Source organism: Kitasatospora sp. NPDC059803 (assembly GCF_042732255.1).
Taxonomy (GTDB): Bacteria; Actinomycetota; Actinomycetes; order Streptomycetales; family Streptomycetaceae; genus Kitasatospora.
In genome coordinates this window covers 99,616-118,872 of record NZ_JBHWIJ010000001.1, presented here as the reverse complement: position 1 = coordinate 118,872, position 19,257 = coordinate 99,616, and the positions used below count along the sequence as shown (strand labels likewise).

Sequence of the window (19,257 nt, the reverse complement as noted above, 5' to 3'; positions counted from 1 at the left end):
CCTGCGCCGGATCTCCGGCGCAGGACACCGGCGCTCAGAGCCCACCGCCACCGCCGGCCGGACGGACGTCGAGGAGCTGCGCCGCCGGCCGCCGCAAGCGCGGTGTCCACCAGTTGAGTTCGCCGAGCAGGCGCATGGTGGCGGGGACCAGCAGCATGCGCACCACGGTGGCGTCGACGGCCACGGCCACCAGGACACCGAGGGCGATCTCCTTCACGGTGACGACGGGGCTGGTCGCGAAGGCCGCGGCGACCAGCACGATCAGGGCCGCCGCGGCCGAGATCAGCCCGCCGGTGCGCCCGAGGCCGGTCACCACGGCGCTCGCGTTGTCCATGCCGCCGCGGTGGAGCTCGCGGATCTGTGCGATCAGGAAGAGTTCGTAGTCGACGGAGAGCGCGAAGACGAACATCAGCATGATGGCGGCCTCCAACGCGCCGACGTACCCGGTGGGTTGAAGGCCCAGCAGCCGGGCGCCGTGGCCGTCCTGGACGGTCCAGGTGACGGCCGCGAAGGCGATGCCGAGGGACATCGTCGTGGTGATGACCGCCTTGAGCGGGACCAGCAGCGACCGGAAGGCCAGGAAGAGCAGGCCGAGCGTGACCACCAGCAGGTACCCGACCAGTGCCGGGAGCCTGGCCTTCAGGGTGTCCAGGACGTCGACGTTGGCCGCGGCCGGTCCGCCGACCAGGACGCGGCCGCCGTCGGGCGGGTCGAGCGCCCGCACGGCGCGCACCAGTTGCCCGGCGGCGGGAGCGTCCGGAGCCGCGTCGGTGCTGACGGTCAGTATGGCGCTGTGCGCGGTGCTGACGCGCAGCCGGACGTCCTGGGCGCCCGGCAGTGCGGCGAGTCGCTGCTGCCAGCGGGCCAGTGCGGCCTTGCCCGGCTCGCCGCCGATGTCGTCCCGCAGGTGGGCGACGACCTGGAGTTGGTCGAGCGCGGCCGCCGGGAAGTCCTCGTGCAGCTGCTCCTGTGCTCTGCGGCTGGCCGCCCCGGCGGGCAGGGTCCGCTGGTCGCTCGCCGCGAGGTGCAGCCCGACGACCGGGACGCTCAGCACGGCGATCACCGTGACGGCGGCGGTGAGCCAGGCCCACGGGTGCGTGACGGCGCTCCGGCCCAGCCGGTACCAGAACCCCGTCTCCTCGCCCTCCGCCCAGGCACGTCCGAGACCGGCCCGTCCGAAGCCCGGCAGCCGGACGCACCCGGCCTCGACGCCCGGGCCGAGCACGGCCAGTACGGCGGGCAGCATGGTGAGGCTGACGGCGCCGGCCAGCGCGACGGTGACGGCGGCACCGATGCCGAGGGAGCGGGTGATGGGGAACGGGAGCAGGGTCAGGCCCAGGACGGCGAGCGAGATGGCCGTCGCGGAGTAGAGCACGGTGTGCCCGGCGGTGGCCATGGTGGCGGCCACGGCCCGGTGCGGGTCGCCCCGGTGGCGCAGCTCGCGCCGGAAGCGGACGACGACGAACAGGGCGTAGTCGACGGACAGCCCGAGAGCGATCATGACGACGACGTTGCGGGTGACGTAGCTGACCGGCACCAGTGGGGCGAGCACGCGCAGCACCGCGAAGGACAGCGTGAGGCTCGCGCCGGCCACGGCCAGCGGCAGCAGGGCCGCGGCGAGGCTGCCGAAGAAGAGCAGCAGCAGCAGGAACAGCAGGGGGAAGACGTAGAGTTCGGCCCGGGTGAGGTCGTCGTCGACGGTGCGGTCCAGGTCGGCCTGGAGCGGTACCTGACCGGCGTAGGCAACGGTGAGTCCGTCGGCGTGTAGCAGCCGGCGCAGCCGCTCGTAGGAGGCGGTCTTGGCCTGGTCGCCGGTGCCGGCCAGTCCGACGACCACGCAGGCCGCGTGCCCGTCGGTGGAGAGGAGTTCCCGCTTGCCGGTGTTCCAGTAGTGCTGGGCACCCGTCAGCACGGATCTGGGCACCTCGGCGAGCGCGGAGCGCACGGCTTCGCCGAACTCCAGGTCGTCCACGGTGAGGGTCTCGCTGCGGAAGACCACGATCGTGCTGGTCCCGCCCGCGTTGTAGTGGTGCTCGATGGCTTCGAGCGCCCGGCTGGACTCGGCCCCTTGGTTGGTGAAGCCGCCGTGGGACAGCCGCGCGGGCAGCCCGGCCCCGACGACCGCGGCGACGGCCAGCAGCAGGGCGGTGGTCCACAGCACCGCCCAGCGGTGGCGGGCGACGAGTGCGCCGAGCCGGGCCCCGGTGCCGTCGGGCGGCGCCGGGGTGGCTCGGACCGTACCCGCCCGGGGGTCAGTCCCGGCGCAGGGCGAGGACGACATTGTGGCCTCCGAAGCCGAAGGAGTGGCTGAGCGCCGCGTCGATGCGCTGCCGGCGCGCCGTCCCGGTGACGCAGTCGATGTCGAACTCGGCGATGTCGGGGGTGAGGTTGGCGACCGGCGGTACCAGCGAGCGCTCGATGGTCAGCACGGTGAGCGCCGCCTCGATCGCGCCGGCCGCGCCGAGGCTGTGGCCGAGCACGCCCTTGGGGGCGGTGACGCTGGGCTGGTGCGGCAGGGCGCGGGCGATCAGGCCGGCCTCGGCGGCGTCGTTGAGTGGGGTGGAGGTGCCGTGGGCGTTGACGTGGCCGATGTCGCCGGCGCCCAGGCCCGCGCTGCGCAGCGCCGTGCGCAGCGCCTGTTCCGCACCGGCGGCGCCCTGGGGCGGCGCGGTCGGGTGGTGGGCGTCGTTGCTGGCGCCGTGTCCGGCGAGCACGGCGCGCGCCCGGGCGCCGCGCGCCCTCGCGTCCGCGGCGCGCTCCAGGACGAGCACGGCGGCGCCCTCGGCCAGGACGAAGCCGTCCCGGTCGGCGGCGAACGGCCGGGAGGCGCCCGGTACGTCGTGCCCGCGTGCCGACAGGGTGCCCATCCGGTGGAACCCGGTCGCCACCAGCGGGCTGAGGGCGGCTTCGGCGCCACCGGCCAGGACGATGTCGCAGGACCCGGCGACCAGCAGGTCGTGGGCGATGGCCAGCGCCGTGGCACCGGAGGCGCAGGCGGTGGCGCAGGCGAGCGTGGGGCCGCGCGCGCCGAACTCCTGGGCCACCTCGCCGACGGCCATGTTGCCGATGACCATCGGGATCACCGTCGGCGAGACGTGGGCCGGCCCGCGCTGGTGGAGTCGGCGCAGTTGGTCCTCCCAGTGCGGCGCGCCGCCGAAGCCCACCCCGAGCACGACGGCGACCCGGGCGCCGTCCCACCCGCCGGTGTCCAGTCCCGCGTTCTGGACGGCCTCCCGGGCCGCGAGCAGCGCGAGCTTGCTGAACCGTCCGATCCGCCAGGCCTTCTTGCGTCCGACCGCCGTGTCCAGGTCCATGGCGGGGATGCGGCAGGAGAACGTCACCGGGGCGGCGTCGAGGTCCGGGTCCGGTGACGCGGTGGGTGTGCCGGCGCAGACCCGCTGCCAGGTCTCCTCGGTGCCGAACCCGGCCGGGGTGACGAGCCCCAGGCCGGTGACGGCGATCTCGGGGCGGTTCACGCGACGGGTTCGGTCGCGTCGCCGAGTCGGGCCTGGACGATCCGGGCGACGTCGATGAGCGTGCTCTGCCGGTCGGCGTCCTCCTGGCTGATCAGGATGCCGAACTCGTCCTGGAGCACGAAGGCGAACTCGGCCAGCGCGAGCGAGTCGACGTCCATCTCCTCGAACGTGGCGTCGGGGCTGATGGCGTCGGCGGATACGCCGAACCGCTCGACGAGCAGGGTCTGGGCGGTGTCGCAGACGTCGTCCACGGAGAGCGTCGTGTCCATAGTCGTTCCTTTCCGGAGTGTGAGGGGGAGGGCTCAGCCGCCGGTGGTGCGGTGGTGGCGGGTCAGCTCGGCCATGGCGTGGTCGAACGTGGTGGGCGGCTCGAAGCCGAGGTCGCGCCGGGCCGCCGTGAGGTCGAACCAGTGCGGCCGGGTGAGCTGGTGGAGCAGGAACCGGCTGAGGCCGTGGTCGGTGTGGCGGCGGAGCACCGTCGTGGTGGCGTCGGCCAGGACGGCGGCGGCCAGGGCGACGGGGTAGGGCACCGGGCGCCAGCTCGCGCGGCGTCCGGCTGCGGCGAGGAGCCTGGCCACCACCTCGCGCAGGGGTCGCGGTTCGCCCTGGGCGATGAAGTAGGCCTGCCCGGCCGCCGGGTGGCCCGGTCGCAGCCGGTCCAGCGCGAGCAGGTGGGCGTGGGCCGCGGTGGAGAGGTGGCAGGTGTCGACGAGGTTGGTGCCGCGGCCCGGCATCAGCAGTCGCCCGGTTTCGGTCGCCCGCAGCAGGGCGGGCAGGAAGTGCGGGTCGCCGGGCCCCCAGATCAGGTGGGGCCGCAGCACCGTGGTGGCCAGGTCCGGGCCGTTGGCGGCGAGGACGGCCGCCTCGGCCTCGGCTTTGGTGCGGGGGTAGGCGGCCGAGTGGCGTCGGGGCCCGGGCAGGGACTCGTCCGCTCCCGTGACGCCCTCAGGGGTGAAGGCCACGCTCGCGGTGGAGGTATAGACCAGTTGGCGGATACCAAGGGCGCGGCAGGCGGTCAGGACGCGCCGGGTGCCGTCGACGTTGACCGCGCGGTACGGCTGCTCGGGCCCCCGGACCCCGGCCAGGGCCGCGTTGTGGATCACCGCCTCGCACCCGGCGAGGGCCCGCCGGACGGTACGCGGGTCGGCGATGTCGCCCAGGTGCTGGCGGACCCCGAGCCGCTCCAACTCCGGGCTCCGGCGGCGGTTCAGCGAGACCACCTCGTCGCCGCGCCCGGCGAGGCGGCTGCACAGCTCCAGGCCGAGGAAGCCGCTGCCCCCGGTGACCAGGACCCTCATCGCCCGCCTCCCGGCACGCCGCCCGGGCGTCGTCGGCTCAGCCGGCGGCGGGCCCAGCGGGCGAGGCGGTCGCGGTCGACGCGCGAGTTGTGCCTCGGGTCGGTGGGCAGCCGGCGGTGGAGCAGGACGGCGGCGATCCGGTGGCCGCCCGGCACCGCCGACAGGGCGTGCCGAAGCCCCTGGAGGACGGCCGTCGCCGAGTTGGCCGCCGATGGCGCCAACTCCACGCAGAGCACCGGCCGTTGACGGCCGGCGGGCCCGAGGCCGATCAGCGCGGTGCGGCCGATGCCGGGCACCGCGTCGGCGATCCGCTCGACCACGGCGGTGTCGAGTGCGAACCCGGCTCCGTGCACCCGGTGCGCGGAGCGCCCGAGGAACCACAGCCGGCCGCTCTCGTCCAGCCAGCCGAGATCGCCGGTGCGGTGCAGCAGGTCCTCGCCGGCGCCGACCTTGGCGGCCGCGTTCGCTCCCGGGCGAGCGTGGTAGGCCCGGCTGACCTGCGGGCCGCCGACCGTGATCTCTCCGTAACTCCCTTGTGGAACCGGCCGGTTGTATGACACGGGACCGACCGGCACCAGGATGTGGGCCGCGATGCCGGGCACCGGGCGGCCCAGGCAGACCCCGCGGTGGGCGTGCCCCGGTTCCGCGTGCGCGGCGGCCAGTTCGGTGCTGTCGATCACGCTGACCGGCAGGCACTCGGTGGCGCCGTACGCGCTGAGCAGCGTCGCCTCCTCCGGCAGCGCCCGGCGCAGCGCACGCACCAGCCGCTCGGACGGCGGGGCGCCGAAGGAACAGGCCAGCCGCACCGGGGCGAGCGACAGTCGGCCGTGCTCGCACTCCCCGGCCAGGGCCCGCAGCACCGCCGGGGAGGCGCACACCACCGAGGTGAAGTGTTCGGTGACGGCGCGCGCCAGGTCGGCGCCCCGGGTGCGGGCCGGTCTGAGGTGGTTCACGGCCGGGACGACGGTGGTGGCGCCGGTGGCGGGCCCGAACAGGGCGAAGGGCAGGAACCCGGCGAGCAGCACCTCCCCCGGGCCCAGACCCAGCAGCCCGGCGATCGAGCGGACCTGGGCGGCCAGCTGCCGGTGCTCGTACTCCACGCCCTTGGGCACTCCGGTGGAGCCGGAGGTGAAGGCGATCAGCGCGAGCGAGGCCGCGGGCGGCGGGCTCGGCCACGGCGGCTCCGGCTGGTCGGGCTCCGGCCTGGGCGCGCGCGGTCGACGGCCCGTGAGCAGCGAGACGGTGACGTATGGGCGGGCCCAGCCGAGCAGCAGCCGGGCCAGCTGGGCGAGCGGGTCACCGATGAACACCTCGGGCCGCGTCTCGTCCAGACAGGCCCGCAGCGCCGGACGGGGCAGCGCCGGGTCGATCAGCACCGGCACCGCACCGAGGGCGAGCAGCCCGTACACGGTGGTCACCAGGTCGTACGGGTCGCGGGCCATCACCACGGCCTTCTGCCCGGCGCCGACGCCCGCCTCGCGCAGGTCGCGGATGCGCGCCCGGCAGGCGGCCTCCAGCGTCGCGAAGTCGACGGTGTGCCAACGGCCGCGCGGAGCGGGCCAGACGAGCGCGGTGCGGTCCGGCTGCAGGCCGGCCCAGCCGGCCAGGTGGGCGGCGAGCGTCTCCGGCCAGGCCTCCTGCTCCCGGGTGGCCCCAGGGACCGCGCTCACCACCGCAGGGCCATGACGCCGAGGCTGGTGCCGCTGGCCAGGCCGAGGATCCCCACCAGATCGCCCTCGTGCAGCCGGCCCTGCTCCTGCGCGAGTGCCAGCTGCAGCGGGATGGTGGCGGTGGCGACGTTGCCGTAATCGGGAAAGGTGGAGATCACCGCCTCGGCGGGGATGCCCGCAGCGGAGCAGAGGTCGCGGGCCATGGCCACCGAGGGCTGGTGGACGCAGAACAGCGCGCAGTCGGCCACGGAATCGATCAGTTCGCCCGCGGCCTTGAAGGCCTGTTCCCGCAGCTCCGCGAAGGAGGCCGTCAACGCGGAGTCGTCGACGTCCAACTCGTGCATCCGGCCGGTGGCGTACGGGCTGCGCAGTACCGCACTCGGCCACGCGGCCGAGTTGGCGAAGAAGCGGCTGCCGAGGATGCCGGGCCGTTCGCTCGCCTCCACCAGCACGGCCGCCCCCATGTCGCCCAGCGTGAGACTGGCCAGCGCCGATGCGAGCCGGCCGCGGTCCGGAACGCGCCAGCGGGTGATCCGGCTGGGTGTCTCCCCGGTGACCACCAGCACCCGCCGGTAGGAGCCGAGCCTGATCAGCGCGTCCACGCTCTCCAACGCGCTGAGCACGCCGTTGCAGGCGTTCATCAGGTCGAAGACCGGTGCCGTGACACCGAGTTTGGCGGCCACCACGTTCGCGGTCGCCGGCTCGTCGAGGTCTTTGTTGATCCCCGTGTAGACGAGCAGGTCGATCGCTTCGGGCGGGAGGCCGGCGTCGCGCAGGACGGCGGCACCCGCCCGGGCCGCCAGGTCCGAGGGCAGCTCCCCCGGCGCGGCCACGCACCGCTCGCGCAGCCCGAACATGTGCTCCAGCAGCCCCGCCGGCAGCGCGGCCCCGGGGCTCTGCCGACGCAGCTCCTCCTCGATCTCGCGGGAACTCTGACGGGCCTCGGGGACATGGACCCGTACGAGGCTGATCCTGCTGTGGGGCGAGGGCATGGGTACCTCTCCGTGATGGTTCGTCATCGCGTGGACAGGAAGCGCCGGAGCGGCCCGGTCAGGGAATCGCCGGCGTCCTCCAGGACGAAGTGGCCCGCGTCGGCGAAGGCGTGCACCTCGGCGTGCGGGAGTCTGCGCCGCCACTCCCGCAGGACGAGCGGTGTGAACACCGGGTCGCGCAGGCCCCAGCCGATGAACGCCGACAGCCCGGCGAGGTCGGCGCTGTCGCCGCCGGGATCGACCAGGGACCAGGCGGGGTCCGCGCCGCTGCGCGGGATCTGCCGCAGGAAGTCCCGCACCGCCCTGCGCTGCCACGCGCTGCGGTACGGCCGCAGGTAGGCGGAGCGGACTTCGGCGGGCAGCGGCCGGACCACCCCGGCCCGCAGCGCCGCCCGGGGGAAGACGTTCAGCAGGTGCGCCGCCTCGCCGAGCGGCCAGACGTCGCGCAGCAGGGCCAGCGATCGCGGCAGTCGGTAGCCCTCGGGCCAGCGGAAACCCACGCTGTTCAGCACGACCAGCTTCGTGACCAACCCGGGGTGCCGCCTCGCCCAGGCCAGGCCGATCGGCCCTCCCCAGTCGTGTACCGCCAGGGTCCAGCCCGCCGACGGCGCCCGACGCTGCTCGATCAGGTGGGCCGCCAGCGCGTCGAGGTGCTCCAGCCGCTCCGCGAGCGGAATCGGACCGGCACCGGTCCTGCGCTGGGAGAGCCCCATGCCCAACTGGTCCGGCACGATGCAGCGGAAATCCCCGGCCAGCGCGGCGATAAGACGCCGCCACAGATATCCCCACGTCGGGTTTCCGTGCAGCATGAGCACGACGTCGCCGGATCCGTGGTCGACGTAGTGCAATCCGGATTCCTCCTCGCGCCACCAGTGCTCCCTACCCGGAAAGCCGGGCAGGAGGGGTCGACTGGGCAGCATGGGGTTCTCCCCTTGTCCGTCGGGCGGCCCGACGGGCCAGCGCTGAAAAGGTCTGCCGCAGAACGTAACCCGAGGCCGGGGGAAGACCCGGCAAGCACGCGCCGGTATCCCCCGACTGCCCGATAGTAAAGATTGTTCACGATCTTCAGTAGCAAAAAGACAACTCGGGAGGAGTTCGGTCGTGCGCTGCGACAGTCGGGTCAATATCGCACCGTAAAGGCGAATCCAGCCCTGCTCGGATCGCACGGAGCCCCACTGGTGGTGATTCTGACAGCAGTAGTTCGCACCTAAACAAAGGAGGACATTATGGGCGATCAGCCCACTGCCCAGGGCGCACCGTCCGGACCGCGCACCAGGCGCCCCTCGGTCCGGCGCTGGCGTCTCGCCACCGTCCCGCTCGCCCTGGTCGCCACGGCCGCCGGTGCCGGCCTACTCTTCCAGCAGGCCGCCCCCACCCCGGCCGCCGCCAGCGAGTCCGCCGGCCACCGCGACACGCTCCTGACCAAGCTCACCTGCTCCGGGCAGGCCGTCGGCAGCAGCAGCGCGCCGATCACGAACACCCCCGCAACCGTGTCCCTCTCCTGGGTCGGCACGTTCGACGAGTGCTTCGCCGAGAACGGCGGGCCCACGGACGTCCTGTCGGCGACGTTGACCTTCGCCGGCACCGGCACGCTCTCGTGTTCCTCCCCCAGTACGTTCAGCGGCACCGAGACCATCACCTGGTACAGCGGACTGAACCAGACCGGCAGCGTCGTCGGAACCTCCACCGTGACCACCAACGGCGCACAGGACGTCGAAGGCGACCCCGCGCGCGGGGACATCCTCAACTCGAGCGACGGCACGGTGTCCCTCGGCAGCAAGGTCCTACCGCTCGCCGGCGTCCTCGCCACCTTCGAGCCCACCAGCGACATCAGCCACTGCTCCAACGGCCTGAGCAGCCTCACCGCGAAGCACGACGCCCAGTTCTCCAGCCTCCTCTGACCCCCTCAGCCGCCCGACTTCACAGAACAGGAACACCATGCCTTCGCACTCCTGGGACTCCGACCCCGTGCCGACGCGGGAAGCAGCGTCGTCCAGGCCCCACCGGTGGCGCCTGGCCGCCGTCCCGCTCGCCCTGGCCGCGGTGGCCGCCACCTCGGCCGTGCTCCTCCAGCATCCCGCCCCCGCCTCGGCCGCCGACACGCCGGTCGTGACCGACGGGGCCAACGGGGTCGCCGAAACCCGGGCCAACCCCCTGCTCCGGCTCATGTGCTCCGCGGAGGGTACGGTCAACAGCACCCAGCCGATCACGGACACCCCCGCTGCGGTCGACCTGTCCATGAACAACGGCGCCATCGACAGGTGCCTGACGAAGAACGGCGGCCCCGCCCTGTCCGCCGGATCGGTCTCCGTCACCGGGTCGGCGACCCTCTCCTGCAAGCAGGTCGGCCAGCTCACCGGCACCATCGTCGTCGACTGGGTCGACGCGAACGGCAACCCGGCCGGCACCTCCACCATCAACACCTCGGGCATGCAACGCGTCGAGGGCGACCCCTCGAAGAACCAGATCGCCAACAGCCTGAATGGCACGGTGACCCTCGGCAGCACCGTCCTGCCCGGCGCCACCGTCACCGGCACCCTCTACCCGGGGGCCGACATCACGGACTGCGACAGCGGGACCATCAGCAGCCTCCCGGGAAGTCGAATGATCATGCGCTTCAACCTCTGAGGCTCCCTCGACACTTGGCCGGGGCGCGGCACCTGCCGCGTCCCGGCCTCGGACGATCCGGGCCAGAGGCCTCGCCCCACCCTGGTCTCCGGTGGGAGCGGCCCCGCGTCAGCTCGGAGAACCGGACCAGATGACGTCCTTGCGCAGCCGCCCGAGACCGTAGTCGAACTGGGCGGAGAACCGGTCGGCCGCGCTGCCCGGCAGGGCGTACGCCGTCAGACCGGTGGCCTCCTCGCCCGGGGCCAGCGAGCCCTTGAGGATCTTCATCCGTCCGCTTCCGTCGATCAGCGTGAAGACGAGGTTGCCCTTGGCGTCCCTGATGGTGGGCAGCCCCGACCCGGTGAGCGAGACGTCCTCCGACCCGGTGTTGACGACGGTGATCCGCACCTGGATGATCTTGGCGTTCTTGGGCGTCCCCGACACGCTGTCGCTCGGAACGTACGGCGTCGGCGCGGCCATCGTGACCTTCAGCCCGTCCCCGTACGTGTAGGACTGACCGAACGACAGGCGCCGGGCCCGCTCGTCCGCGGCCGCCGTCTCCTGCTCGGCCTCGACCCTCTTCCGCTCGGCCTCGATCCGCTCCCGCTCCTTCGCCACCCGCTCGTTGGCGGCCCGGGTCGCGGCATCGGCACGGGCGCGAGCGGCGTTCTCATCCGCCCGCCGCTCCTCGTTGGCCGCCTGCACCCGCGTCACGACGAACACCCCGGCGCCGACCGAGACCAGCAGGCCGGTGATGCCCAGGATCACGCCCGCGAGCGCCATCGCCCGGTTGGTCGCCAGGCCCTTGCGGACGTAGCCCAGCCCGATGGCGCCGAAGACCACGGCGAGCAGGGCCGGCAGCCAGGACAGCCAGAAGAAGATGACGGCCAGGCTGAGGACGCCACCGACGATCCCGAGCACCATGGCCGCGGTGCCCAGGCCGTTGCGAGGCTGCGGCGCCGGCATCGGGTACGCGTACGGCGGCCAGTACGGGACGTTCGGAGCCGCGACAGGGGGCGCGGCAGGGGCGGGGGTAGGGGCAGCGGTAGGGGCAGGCGCCGTGGCCTCGCCCTGACCCGGAGCCTCGCCGCCACCCTGACCCGGGCTCGGTGCCGCCCATGCGTTGGTGTCGGCCGGCTCCTCGGCGGACTGCGGGCTGTCGGGCGGGGCAGGAACGGTCATGCAAAATCCTTCAAGCACTTGAAATGATGAGCGGCTTTTCAGCCTCGACGCCAAAGGATCTCCTGATCCCCCGACGCCAGCGACCCGATTTCCGCGAAGCGGTCACCACCCCAGGCCGGACCCGCACGTCGACACCCCGGGACGGGACACCGACGGGGTCGGCGGGTGATCAACATACAGGTGCCCGGTGACAGCTCCGGCGTCGCGGTCCAAGCTCAGGCGAGCAACTGTTCAAGCCACCTGAAAGGGGAACACCCGCCATGGCCATCAGGACCGCACTCGTCACCGGGACCAGCCGCCCGGCCGGACTCGGCTTCGCCGTCGCCCGCGAGCTCGCCGAACAGGGCTACCACGTCATCCTCACCGCCCGCGACCACTCCACGGCAGAACCGTTGGCCGCCCGACTGTGCCGGGACGGGCACGCGGCCACCGCCCTGCACCTGGACCTGTCCGACCCCGTCAGCATGCGCGAAGCCGCCGACCACCTCACCCAGGCCTTCGGCCACCTCGACGTCCTGGTCAACAACGCCAGCGCCATGCCCGACTTCCAGGTCCTGTCCGCGATGGAAGCCGACATGGATGCGGTGCGCACCGCACTGGAAGTCACCGTGATCGGCCCGTGGGCCCTGACCCAGGCGATGCTGCCGCTGCTGACCGCCGCGCCCGCAGCCCGGATCGTGAACGTCTCAAGCCTGTCCGCCCAGCAGATCGCCACCGGCCTCGACCTCGGCGCGTCGCTGCGCGCCCCGGCCTACTCGATGGCCAAGTACATGCTCAACGCCCTGACCACGGTGCTCGCCCGGGACCTGGCGCACACCCCGATCCTGGTCAACGCCGTCGACCCCGGCAACACCGCCACCCACCCCGAACGCGGCGACGACGCAACCGACCGCCCGGCCGCCGAAAGCGCCCGCGACATCGTCCGAGCCGCCACCCTCGGCGCCGACGGGCCCACCGGACAGCTGTTCGGCAACGGACGACCCGTTGCCTGACACCACGTTCAAACCGCGCCCACGGTGGACTCTCCGCGCCGGGCGACAACGTGCACCCAATCCCCGGCCTCAGTCGCTTCAGTCCCTGTCGCCACCCTGACCTGCGTAAATACGCAGCGACCAAAGCGACCAAAGGGACCGGACAGCCCGGACAGCCCGTGGAAGCCGACAGTCGCTCGACCCGCCCTGGACGACTCCAGCCGCGAGCGCCCGAACACCAGGTCCCTGAGCGAAGACAGTCAGAGCCCGAGTGGAGTCGGTTCAGGGGGCCGTCGAGGGAACGAGGTGGTCGAGTCCCTGCGCGCTGCCCGTCGCGGCCTCGATCGAGCGCGGCAGCATGATGCTCTCGTAGGCGCGGACGGCGTCGTCGACGCCGGGTTCGGTAGCGAGGGCGTGGGCGAGGTCGGAGCCGTCGAGCATGGCGAGATTGGCGCCCAGTCCGACCGGGGGCATCAGGTGCGCGGCATCGCCGAGCAGCGTGACGCCGGGAACGCGCTGCCAGGTGTGCGGGGCGGGCAGGACGAACAGGGGCCGGCTGACGAACCCGCTGTCGCTGTTGCGCAGGACGTAGCGCAGGCTCTCGTCCCAGCCGTCGAACGTCCTCAGCAGGTGCGTCCGCACGGCCCGCTGGTCGCCGAGGTCGACACCGGCGGCCGTGTGCCAGTCCTCCGGCACGCGCAGCGCGATGTAGACGCGGATGTGGCCGTTGCTGTTGCGCTGGGCGACCAGGGACCTGCCGGCGCCCTTCACCAGCATCGAACCGTTGCCGACCAGCCGCGCCAGGTCGGGGTGGCGGGTGTCGCAGTGGTCGAATCCGGTCTCGACGAAGGTGACACCGGTGTAGCCGGGTACGGCGGACGACAGGGCCGGGCGGACGCGCGACCAGGCGCCGTCGGCGCCGACCACCAGGTCGAAGTCCTCGACGCTACCGTCACCGAAGCGCAGCCGGCAGGTGCCGTCCGTCAGCGGGGTGACCCCACTGACGGCGCGGTCCCATCGCACCGTGCCCTCGGCGATCGAGTCCAGGAGCAGGCCGCGCAGTTGACCGCGGTCGATCTCCGGCCGGCCACCGTCGGCGGAAGGCCCCTGCTGCGCCACGAGCGCGGCGGTGGCGAAGTCGAGCACGCGCCATGCGTCTCCTTCGGGGCGGGCGAGGGCGTGGAACCGGTCGAGGAGCCCCGCCGCCCGCAGGGCGGCCTGGCCGGTGTCGGCGTGCAGGTCGAGGGTGCCGCCCTGCGGGCGGGCGTCGGCGGATGCCTCGCGCTCGAAGACGGTGACGGAGCGACCGTGCTGCTGCAGGACCCGGGCGCAGGTGAGGCCGCCGAGGCCGGCACCGACGATCGCGATGCGGGGATCGCGGGGATCGCGGGGATCACGGGGATCACGGGGATCGCGGGGATCGCGGGGATCGCGGGCAGAGTTCATGGGAGTACCCCTCGGGGAGGTGGGTGGGCCACTGGGAGGCCTGACATCACCAAGAAAGCACACTCGCTAAATAAGCGCAACGACTAAACTTTTGCAGCGGATGCACTTCGCTGATATGGTGGGCACGTGACCGAACCGACCGGGCGCCGCGAGCGCAAGAAGGCCCAGACCCGCCAGTCCCTGGCCGACGCCGCACTCGACCTCTTCCTCGAACACGGCTACGACCAGGTCGGCGTCAAGGACGTCGCCGAGGCCGCCGACGTCTCGGTGACCACCCTGTTCAAGCACTTCTCCGGCAAGGAAGCCCTGGTCTTCGACCAGGAGGACGACATCGAAGCAGCACTCGTCGCCGCCGTACGCGAACGCACCCCCGGCACGTCGATCCCGCAGGCGCTGCGCGAGCACCTCCTGCTGGCGCAGACCCAGTTCGCCGTCCACACCGCGGACCCGCGGTTCGCCGACTTCACGCGCATGGTGCAGGAGACCCCCGCGCTGCGCGACTACGCCCACCGCATGTGGACGCGCCACGAAACCGCCCTGGCACGAGCCATCGCCGAGGCCGTCGCCGCCCCCGAGGACGACGTCAGCTGCGCCGCCCTCGCCCGTTTCGCCCTTGAGGCCCGCGGCCTCATCCTGCGGCACCCTGAACCACGCCGAGCCGCCGACGAGGCCTTCGCCCTGCTCGAACACGGCTGGGCAGCCTCCCACCCGGGCACCTGACCCGGCCGCGCCGCCTCTCGCCCTATACGGCGACGCCGAGCTCCCTGCCGGTCCGCCGGAGGAACTCGACGACCTGCGGCTCGCGGCGCCAAGGGGTGAGCGCGGTGTTGAACTCGCGGACGTAGTCCTTGGCCCGGCTGGACTGGACGCGGGCGAGGATGTCGACGGCCTGGTGGCCGAGCGCGAGGCCCTGGTCCAGGTCCTTGCTCTGGAGGTGGGCGGTGCCGACGATGGCCAGCCGCATCCCGACCGAGCGGGTGAACACCCCGGGCGGCATGGCGGCGGCCTGCGCGTTCCACGCGAGGGCGGCCTCGGGGTTCCTCAGGTCGCGGAAGATCTCGGCGGCGTCGGCCGAGAGCCGCGCGTGGTGGTAGAAGTCGATCCACGCCGGCTCCTCGGCGCCGTCGCGGGCCTGGTCGAGCAGGCTCTCGGAGGCGGCGAGCGCGGCGGAGGCGGCCCGGGCGTCGTCGTCCCGGGCGTGGGCCCGGGCCTCGATGAGCTTGGTGAACGCGAGCACCCTGGGGGCCGCCCGGCCCCTGGCCCGCTCGAAGGCGCCCTGGGCCATGTCGATGGCCTCGCTCGCGAATCCCCTCAGCAGAGTTTGCATGGCCATCGCGGTCAGGACATAGCAGCCGAGCTGGACGTCGCCGCCGGCCCGGGCCAGGCGGAGGGCCTGGATGAAGTGCCGTTGAGCGACGTCGTGTCGGCCGGCGTCGAAGGCCGTCCAGCCCGCCAGGCGGGACAACTCGGCCGTCGCGGAGAACAGTTGCCGTCCGACCTCGTCGCTGAAGGAGCCGTTCAGGAGCGGGACGGCGCGTTCCCGGAGGCAGGCGGTGACGGAGTCGGCCTTCCAGTTCCCGCCGCCGTACCTGGAGTCCCAGCGCCGGGCATCGTCGGCGGCGTCCCGCAGTTCGGCGAGGTCGGCGGCGCCGACCCGGCCGCGGCCGCGGTGGGCGGCGGTGTCGTCGGCGGGGGTGACCAGCCAGCGGGTGACCGGGGTGGTGAACGCGGAGACGGCGAAGCCCGCACCGGTGAGGAAGTCTCGGCGGTTCACGCTGCTCCAGAACGAAGTGGCCGTACGCACGGCCTCGGCGGGGTCCCTCGGGAAATCCCACCCCATCGCGGCGTCCGGTGTCCCGGCATCGGCCATACCGATCTCGCCGAGTCCCACGGGCCGGCCGAGCCGCTCCCCGATCGCCCGGGCCAGCAGCTTCGGCACGGGCCAGTCCGGCACCATGCCGCGCGTCGTCCAGTTCGCAACGGACGTGTGCGTATAGGTCGTGGTCAGCCCGGCTTCGTGGGCGAGCTGGTTCACCCGGTGGGCCAGCGATTTGCGGCTGGCGCCCTCGCACTTGTCGATCATCCGGGCCAGCGCGTCGTTCGGCGGCCTGGTCCGGCGGGTGGTCGACGCCACGGCGCCCCCTCGATCGGTCCCCGCGCGGGCGCGGGGAGTCGTACGCGACCGGCCACGAGAAGTCGCAGGCCCGGCACCCGAGGCCGGATCACCGAGGGTAGGACATTCGTTGCTCATGGTGAATCGGATGCACGATTTGTGAGCCCCCTTGCGAGCCCTGCCCGCACCGGCTGCCAGGCGGTTGCCTGGTGTTCCGGGCCTCCGCCGGGGGCCTGGGGAAACCTCCTCCCGGCAGGGCCACCACCGATTCACGCTCACGGGTGACAACCGGATGTGCGGAATCGCAGGACCGGCCGGCGCCGACACCGCCCGCCCCTTCGAAAGGACACGTTCGTGAAGCTCACCGTGATCGGCTGCGGCTACCTCGGCGCGACCCACGCCGCCGCGATGGCCGAGCTCGGCCACCAGGTCCTCGGCATGGACACCGACACCGACAAGGTCGACGCGCTGAACAAGGGCCAGGCCCCGTTCGTCGAGCGCGGCCTGGACGACCTGCTCGCCAAGCACACCGCCACCGGGCGGCTCCGTTTCACCGCCTCCTACGCGGAGGCCGCCGACTTCGCCGGCGTCCACTTCCTGGGCGTCGGCACCCCGCAGCGGGACGGCAGCGGCGCCTACGACCTCACCCACCTCCACACCGCCGTGCGGTGCCTGGCCCCCCGGCTCGGCGACGGCGCGGTGATCATCGGCAAATCGACCGTCCCGGTCGGCACGGTCACGGAACTGCGGCAGACCCTGGACGAGCACCTCCGCGCCGGGGTGAGCGTCGGCCTGGCCTGGTCGCCGGAGTTCCTGCGCGAGTCGTTCGCCCTCCTGGACACCCTGGAGCCGAACCGGATCGTGCTCGGCGTCGAGGACGGCGACACCGGCAGCGAAGCCGCCTTCCGGCGGGTCTACGCCGACATCCTGGCCGCCGGCGCCCCGCTGATCGTCACCGGCATCGCGACGGCCGAGCTGATCAAGGGCGCCGCGAACGCCTTCCTCGCCACCAAGATCTCCTTCATCAACGCGATGGCCGAGCTCTGCGAGCTGACCGGCGCCGATGTCCGGCAGATCGTCCTCGCCCTCGGCTACGACCACCGGATCGGCGCCGAGGGCATGCGGCCCGGCCTCGGGTTCGGCGGCGGCTGCCTGCCCAAGGACCTGGCCGGGTTCACCTACCGCGCCGAAGAGCTCGGCGCCGACACCGGCCTGCTCCGCCAGGTCGCGGCGATCAACCGGCGCCGGCGCGAGCACACCGTCGAACTCGCCCGCGAAGCCCTCGGCAACGCCGTGACCGGCAAGCGGATCGCGGTCTGGGGCGCCGCGTTCAAGGCCCACACCGACGACATCCGCGACTCCCCGGCCCTGGCCGTCGCCGACGCCCTCCGGCGGGCCGGCGCGGAGGTCACCGTCCACGACCCCGCCGCCGTGGACAACGCCCGCAGGGCCTACCCCCGGCTCGGCTACGCCGACGACCCCACCCAGGCCGTCACCGGCGCCGAACTGCTGCTGCACCTGACCGACTGGCCCCAGTACTCCGACGCCGACCCGATCGACCTCGCCCGACACATCGCCGTCCCCCAGGTCATCGACGCCCGCGGCACCCTCGACGCCGCTCGCTGGCGCGCGGCCGGCTGGACCTTCCGCGCCCTCGGCCGCCCCTGATGCGCACGGATGACCCGCGCGTAGCCCCGGCAGCCACGTCGATCCCGTCCGGCTCCGCGCCTGCCCCACCCCTGCGGTTGCCCCCGGGGCTGGCGTCGTCCGTGCCGCCCGGGTCCGCCCTTCTCCGTGCCCTGACGGTCCGGGGCCAGCAGAGTGCCGGTGGACACGGGCGCCTATGATCGGCCGGGGGCGGATCCGCCCGTTCGCGCGCCACCTGCCGGATGCCACCGTCGGGGCCGGCCCGCGGGAACGGATCACGGGAACGGGCCACGGGGGCGGATCGAGGGGTGGGGCACGGAGGGCTTTCGGGTCCGGCTGCCGCCCTGCGGACGGGGCTCCCCCGCGGAGGGCGCGGTACCGGCCTCGCCGTCCGACCCATGACACGCACCCCGGCCGGCCCACCGCACCGCCGACCCGAATGGAGACCGATGTCCGAGATAACCGCCGAGGAGCCGCGTCAGAGCACGGCCGACCCGACGGTCCTGATTCTGGCCGCGATGGCGGCGGTGATGGCCGCGCTCTCGGTCCGCATCCTGATGCTGGACAACGAGTCGACGGACTTCTACTACTTCCTCGGGCCCTGGTACCAGTACATCGCGAACAACGGCGGGTTCCACGCTCTCAGCGGCACCGGCTTCTCGGACTACAACGTCCCCTACCTGTACCTGATGGCCGCGCTCACCTACCTTCCGGTGGCCGCGCTGACGGGGATCAAGTGCATCTCGATCCTGTTCGACCTGGCGCTGGCGTACTACACGTTCCGCATCGTCTCCCTGCGGTCGCCGCAGCAGCCCTGGCGGGCCCTCGGCGCGGCGGTGATCGTCCTCTTCCTCCCCACCGTCGTGACCAACAGCGGCTGGTGGGGCCAGGCCGACGCGATCTTCACGACCTTCCTGGTCGGCGGCGTCTACCACATCCTGCGCGACCGGCCCTGGTGGGCCTGCTCGTTCTTCGGGATCGCGCTGGCGTTCAAGCTCCAGGCGATCTTCCTGTTCCCGCTCCTGCTCGTCCTGGTGCTGGCGCGACGGATCCCGTGGCGAAGCCTGCTGGCCCTTCCGGCGGTGTACGTGGCCCTCGACATCCCCGCCATGCTGCTCGGCTCCGACCCGTGGCAGCTGCTGACGGTGTACGCCCGGCAGCCGGACACGTACAAGGACCTCACGCTCAACGCGCCGTCGGTCTACCAGTTCGTCTCGGTGCCGTACGAGGAGCAGGACCCCGTACGGCACGCAGGTGTGCTGGTCGCGGGCGCGCTGGTGCTGGTGCTGATCGGGCTGGCGGTCTGGGCCATCCGCCGCGCCGGCGGGGCGGCGGCCCTGAAGAACGGACCGACAGTACGGGAGGGACGGGCCAAGCTCACCGACACGGGGCTCCTGCTGCTGGCCGCCGTCTTCGCGATCGCGGTGCCGTTCCTGCTGCCGTCCATGCACGAGCGCTACTTCTACGTGGCGGACGTGATCAGCGTGATCATCGCCTTCCAACTGCCCCGGCGGCTCTGGTACGTGCCGGTCCTGGTCCAGCTGTCGTCCTTCGGCAGTTACCTCAAATTCATCGCCCCCAGCGTGTCGCCGTACCTGTCGATGCCGGCCAACGGCGTGCTGATGCTGCTGGCGCTGATAGTCGTACTCCGGGCCACCATCGGGGAGTTCCGGCGCTCGTGGACTCCGGGCGGCCGCGAACCGGCCCCGGAGGCGGCGGCGCTGACCGCGTAGGTTCGCCGGATCACCCGGTCACCCGCCTTCGGGCAGCGGCCTTCCTCCCCGGCGGAGGCTCCCGCGGAATGATGGGCCCCCGGGCCGGGCCCGCGGGGGGTGGCGCGCGGGGGCCGCCGCGG

The 19,257-nt window shown here is 73.0% G+C and carries 16 protein-coding genes; 6 read left to right on the top strand and 10 right to left on the bottom strand.

The annotated features are described in order from the left end of the window. Nucleotides 1-34: 34 nt before the first annotated feature. From ACFV6I_RS00575 to ACFV6I_RS00545, 7 genes are read right to left on the bottom strand one after another with little or no spacing between them, the layout of a single operon-like run. Nucleotides 35-2,281, bottom strand: a complete 2,247-nt coding sequence (locus tag ACFV6I_RS00575) for an MMPL family transporter (protein WP_380423121.1) — start codon at nt 2,279-2,281, stop codon at nt 35-37. Next, the gene (locus ACFV6I_RS00570; protein WP_380423120.1) at nt 2,253-3,476 is read right to left on the bottom strand and encodes a beta-ketoacyl-[acyl-carrier-protein] synthase family protein; all 1,224 of its coding nucleotides are present in this window, start codon (nt 3,474-3,476) and stop codon (nt 2,253-2,255) included. Before ACFV6I_RS00570 ends, ACFV6I_RS00575 begins: the two co-directional genes overlap by 29 nt. Beyond that, nucleotides 3,473-3,745: an acyl carrier protein gene (locus ACFV6I_RS00565; RefSeq protein ID WP_079136475.1), complete on the bottom strand. Its 273-nt coding sequence runs from the start codon at nt 3,743-3,745 to the stop codon at nt 3,473-3,475. Before ACFV6I_RS00565 ends, ACFV6I_RS00570 begins: the two co-directional genes overlap by 4 nt. Before the next feature lie 33 nt (nt 3,746-3,778). Next, a complete protein-coding gene (locus ACFV6I_RS00560) occupies nt 3,779-4,774 on the bottom strand; it encodes an NAD-dependent epimerase/dehydratase family protein (RefSeq protein ID WP_380423119.1) in 996 nt (331 codons plus the stop codon). Further along, a complete protein-coding gene (locus ACFV6I_RS00555) occupies nt 4,771-6,444 on the bottom strand; it encodes an AMP-binding protein (RefSeq protein ID WP_380423118.1) in 1,674 nt (557 codons plus the stop codon). The genes ACFV6I_RS00560 and ACFV6I_RS00555 overlap by 4 nt, the downstream gene beginning before the upstream one ends. Further along, nucleotides 6,441-7,436 carry a 3-oxoacyl-ACP synthase III family protein gene (locus ACFV6I_RS00550; RefSeq protein WP_380423117.1) on the bottom strand — a complete coding sequence of 332 codons (996 nt, stop codon included), beginning with the start codon at nt 7,434-7,436 and terminating at the stop codon, nt 6,441-6,443. Before ACFV6I_RS00550 ends, ACFV6I_RS00555 begins: the two co-directional genes overlap by 4 nt. 23 nt (nt 7,437-7,459) lie before the next feature. Further along, the gene (locus ACFV6I_RS00545) at nt 7,460-8,356 is read right to left on the bottom strand and encodes an alpha/beta fold hydrolase (RefSeq protein WP_380423116.1); all 897 of its coding nucleotides are present in this window, start codon (nt 8,354-8,356) and stop codon (nt 7,460-7,462) included. Between the two features lie 306 nt (nt 8,357-8,662). Here ACFV6I_RS00545 and ACFV6I_RS00540 point away from each other — a divergent pair, with 306 nt between their 5' ends. Then, complete coding sequence (locus ACFV6I_RS00540) at nt 8,663-9,337, top strand: hypothetical protein (RefSeq protein WP_063352037.1); 675 nt, start codon at nt 8,663-8,665, stop codon at nt 9,335-9,337. Between the two features lie 37 nt (nt 9,338-9,374). Beyond that, the gene (locus tag ACFV6I_RS00535; RefSeq protein ID WP_380334574.1) at nt 9,375-10,064 is read left to right on the top strand and encodes a hypothetical protein; all 690 of its coding nucleotides are present in this window, start codon (nt 9,375-9,377) and stop codon (nt 10,062-10,064) included. A 108-nt stretch (nt 10,065-10,172) separates the two neighbouring features. Here ACFV6I_RS00535 and ACFV6I_RS00530 read toward each other — a convergent pair whose 3' ends face one another. After that, on the bottom strand, nt 10,173-11,009 hold the full coding sequence (locus ACFV6I_RS00530) for a DUF4190 domain-containing protein (RefSeq protein WP_380423115.1): 837 nt from the start codon (nt 11,007-11,009) through the stop codon (nt 10,173-10,175). A gap of 476 nt (nt 11,010-11,485) precedes the next feature. On the opposite strand from ACFV6I_RS00530, the gene ACFV6I_RS00525 reads away from it, so the two are divergent. After that, a complete protein-coding gene (locus ACFV6I_RS00525; RefSeq protein WP_380423114.1) occupies nt 11,486-12,217 on the top strand; it encodes an SDR family NAD(P)-dependent oxidoreductase in 732 nt (243 codons plus the stop codon). A 261-nt stretch (nt 12,218-12,478) separates the two neighbouring features. Here the strand turns inward: ACFV6I_RS00525 and ACFV6I_RS00520 are convergent, their stop codons facing one another. Further along, on the bottom strand, nt 12,479-13,642 hold the full coding sequence (locus ACFV6I_RS00520) for an FAD-dependent oxidoreductase (protein WP_380423113.1): 1,164 nt from the start codon (nt 13,640-13,642) through the stop codon (nt 12,479-12,481). Between the two features lie 126 nt (nt 13,643-13,768). Between ACFV6I_RS00520 and ACFV6I_RS00515 the strand changes: the two genes are divergently transcribed. After that, nucleotides 13,769-14,362, top strand: coding sequence for a TetR/AcrR family transcriptional regulator (locus tag ACFV6I_RS00515; protein WP_380423112.1), 594 nt, complete (start codon nt 13,769-13,771; stop codon nt 14,360-14,362). 22 nt (nt 14,363-14,384) lie between these two features. Here ACFV6I_RS00515 and ACFV6I_RS00510 read toward each other — a convergent pair whose 3' ends face one another. Continuing rightward, the gene (locus ACFV6I_RS00510) at nt 14,385-15,776 is read right to left on the bottom strand and encodes a sporulation protein (protein WP_380423111.1); all 1,392 of its coding nucleotides are present in this window, start codon (nt 15,774-15,776) and stop codon (nt 14,385-14,387) included. Nucleotides 15,777-16,109: 333 nt separating this feature from the next. Between ACFV6I_RS00510 and ACFV6I_RS00505 the strand changes: the two genes are divergently transcribed. Together ACFV6I_RS00505 and ACFV6I_RS00500 are read left to right on the top strand one after the other, a co-directional pair. Further along, on the top strand, nt 16,110-17,423 hold the full coding sequence (locus ACFV6I_RS00505) for a UDP-glucose dehydrogenase family protein (protein ID WP_380423110.1): 1,314 nt from the start codon (nt 16,110-16,112) through the stop codon (nt 17,421-17,423). Nucleotides 17,424-17,851: 428 nt separating this feature from the next. Next, entirely contained in the window at nt 17,852-19,135 is a 1,284-nt protein-coding gene (locus ACFV6I_RS00500) for a glycosyltransferase 87 family protein (protein ID WP_380423109.1), read from the top strand. Nucleotides 19,136-19,257: the final 122 nt, after the last annotated feature.

What these genes read in the sequence shown, in the direction of transcription:
- ACFV6I_RS00575 (WP_380423121.1), bottom strand. Translation starts at nt 2,281, where the DNA reads ATGTCGTCCTCGCCCTGCGCCGGGACTGACCCCCGGGCGGGTACGGTC.
- ACFV6I_RS00565 (WP_079136475.1), bottom strand. Translation starts at nt 3,745, where the DNA reads ATGGACACGACGCTCTCCGTGGACGACGTCTGCGACACCGCCCAGACC.
- ACFV6I_RS00560 (WP_380423119.1), bottom strand. Translation starts at nt 4,774, where the DNA reads ATGAGGGTCCTGGTCACCGGGGGCAGCGGCTTCCTCGGCCTGGAGCTG.
- ACFV6I_RS00550 (WP_380423117.1), bottom strand. Translation starts at nt 7,436, where the DNA reads ATGCCCTCGCCCCACAGCAGGATCAGCCTCGTACGGGTCCATGTCCCC.
- ACFV6I_RS00545 (WP_380423116.1), bottom strand. Translation starts at nt 8,356, where the DNA reads ATGCTGCCCAGTCGACCCCTCCTGCCCGGCTTTCCGGGTAGGGAGCAC.
- ACFV6I_RS00540 (WP_063352037.1), top strand. Translation starts at nt 8,663, where the DNA reads ATGGGCGATCAGCCCACTGCCCAGGGCGCACCGTCCGGACCGCGCACC.
- ACFV6I_RS00535 (WP_380334574.1), top strand. Translation starts at nt 9,375, where the DNA reads ATGCCTTCGCACTCCTGGGACTCCGACCCCGTGCCGACGCGGGAAGCA.
- ACFV6I_RS00530 (WP_380423115.1), bottom strand. Translation starts at nt 11,009, where the DNA reads ATGCCGGCGCCGCAGCCTCGCAACGGCCTGGGCACCGCGGCCATGGTG.
- ACFV6I_RS00525 (WP_380423114.1), top strand. Translation starts at nt 11,486, where the DNA reads ATGGCCATCAGGACCGCACTCGTCACCGGGACCAGCCGCCCGGCCGGA.
- ACFV6I_RS00520 (WP_380423113.1), bottom strand. Translation starts at nt 13,642, where the DNA reads ATGAACTCTGCCCGCGATCCCCGCGATCCCCGCGATCCCCGTGATCCC.
- ACFV6I_RS00500 (WP_380423109.1), top strand. Translation starts at nt 17,852, where the DNA reads ATGTCCGAGATAACCGCCGAGGAGCCGCGTCAGAGCACGGCCGACCCG.